A 2,071-nucleotide genomic window follows, 5' to 3' on the forward strand; every position below is an offset into this window, starting at 1 on the left:
GCACCCAGCGTCAGCCGCCGAGTTGATCCGGGGGAATGGCGATGGACCAAATCCAGCGCTGCCTTGCGTTCGGCATGACCGTCGGCCTGGGTCAGATCACCCTGCACGACAAATCCGTGCCGGTTTTCCATCAACGCATGCCCCATGAAGCACAGAACCGCGCCTGTTCCGGGGGATTTCTTGTAGAGCCGTGCGTCAGGATCGGTGACCGAGGCATGCGTCGCGTTCGAGCGCTTCTCGCCCTTGAAATCGACCTCGGCGTTGCGGTGGCGGTGTGTCGGGCGGGTCATCGGTTCGGTCTCGTGCTGGGTCTGTCCGGGCTGAGTGTCGGCGGCGGTATCCTGTGTGGGCGGACCGCCGGGCCCCTCATCGTCGGGCGGCGCGCCCTCCGCCCGCGGCTGGAAACTCTTCATCGAGGCCCAGGCCTTGATCAACGTGCCATCGACCGAAAAGTGCTCGTCCGACAACAGGGGCGCGACCTCGCGATGGGCCAGGATCGCCGCCATCACCTTGCGCGACATCTCCGTCGTCAGCAGCCGGTCGCGGTTCTTTGTAAAGACCGTTGGTACCCACACGGGATCGTCGATGCCGAGGCCCACGAACCAGCGCAGCATCAGGTTGTAATCCATTTGCTCCATCAACTGGCGTTCAGACCGGATGGAGAACAGGATTTGCAGAAGGCTTGCCCGGATCAGCCGCTCGGGTGGGATTGAGGGCCGTCCGAAGTCAATGTACAGCGCCTCGAAATCGGCATCCAGGCTGGCCAGCGCGTCGTTGACCACCTGCCTGATCTTTCGCAGCGGGTGCCGCGCAGGGATGCGCTCTTCCAGATCGACATAGCTGAAAAGCGACCTGCTCGTCTCGTCCGTCCCGCGCATTNGCACTTGATGCTTTGGCTTCCACCACCGCCTGCAACCCGCAGTGAAGCTGAGTGGGCATGAAGTTTGTTCGGCGAAGCAGTCGCTGCTCAGCATGTTCTAAAGTCGCGACCCAATTCTCCTGATAAATAAGCACGGATAAGATGTGGTAACCTTCACTGCCCGAAACATCTACTCATTCCCGACACTGCACTTTTGAGCGATGTTGTATGTCTGATCAATTCAGCTTCTCTGACGTCTTTTGAAAGCAACGGCCGCGCCGCACACTGACAGAAAATTCTCAAAGGACCAGCCGTGGCAGTCGCATGGATCGGAACAAGGCGTGTCTTAGTCACGCCAAAACATGGGGACAAAGAGCACGTAAACCGACAGCACCTCCAACCGGCCAATGATCATACCGAAGATCATCAGCCATTTGGCGACGGTCGGAAACGCGTCCATTGCGCCGGTGGGGCCAACTGGCGCCCCCCAGGCTGGGCCCACATTGGCAATTGCTGTCCACGCCGCTGTCAACGCCGTTAGGAATGGCAGCCCGCACATTGCCAACAGGACACAGAGAATTCCGAAGCTCAGAACGAAAAGCACGAAGAAGGCCATGACAGAGCTGAAGATCTCGGCGTCAAGGGTTTTCCCTTGGAGCTTTGGCGTGAAGACGCCGTGAGGATGCCGAGTCCGTCGGACCTGTGTCTTGATGGCCTCGATAACCATAAGCCAGCGGAAGACCTTGACCGAACAACCTGTCGAAGCGGTGCAGCCGCCAATCAATCCGACGATAATGATTATTGAAAAAGGCAGCGCCCCCCATGAGAATACATCAGCGCTCCCGTAACCGGTGCCAGAGAAGAGGGTCACGGTGTTGAATGTTGTCTCGCGCAGCACGGTTAGAAAATCCGTGCCTTCGTATATCATTCTGTAGATGACGATCAGAGCGACAGAGTAGCCAAGCCACCGGATATAAGCTTGCGCCTGCACATCCCGCAAAAGCGGTCGGGCACTTCCCGAAACAAGCTGCACGTATCGGATGAACGGCAGGCTCGCCAGCACCATAAAAATGACCGAGACATATTCCAACGGACCAGAAAAGAGGCTTCTTCGCGGTTTGTGTGGGTGTGCGGGTCTCCGGTCAGTTCACGACCACACCAGATGTTGTGTCGTAGGGTGACGCGGGCAGGTGCTTGAGCCGACCGGCGACA

2 protein-coding genes are annotated in these 2,071 nt (G+C 58.5%); both read right to left on the reverse strand.

What is annotated here, in order from left to right; genetic code table 11:
* Positions 1 to 878, reverse strand: an 878-nt coding sequence (locus V8352_RS21605) for an IS5 family transposase (protein ID WP_336426318.1), incomplete at its 3' end; no start/stop codon positions are given.
* Between the two features lie 327 nt (positions 879 to 1,205).
* Positions 1,206 to 1,949, reverse strand: a complete 744-nt coding sequence (locus V8352_RS21610; protein WP_336426319.1) for a potassium transporter TrkG — start codon at positions 1,947 to 1,949, stop codon at positions 1,206 to 1,208.
* Positions 1,950 to 2,071 lie beyond the last annotated feature (122 nt).

The organism is Roseovarius sp. D0-M9 (assembly GCF_037083805.1).
In the GTDB taxonomy this organism is placed as follows: Bacteria; Pseudomonadota; Alphaproteobacteria; order Rhodobacterales; family Rhodobacteraceae; genus Roseovarius.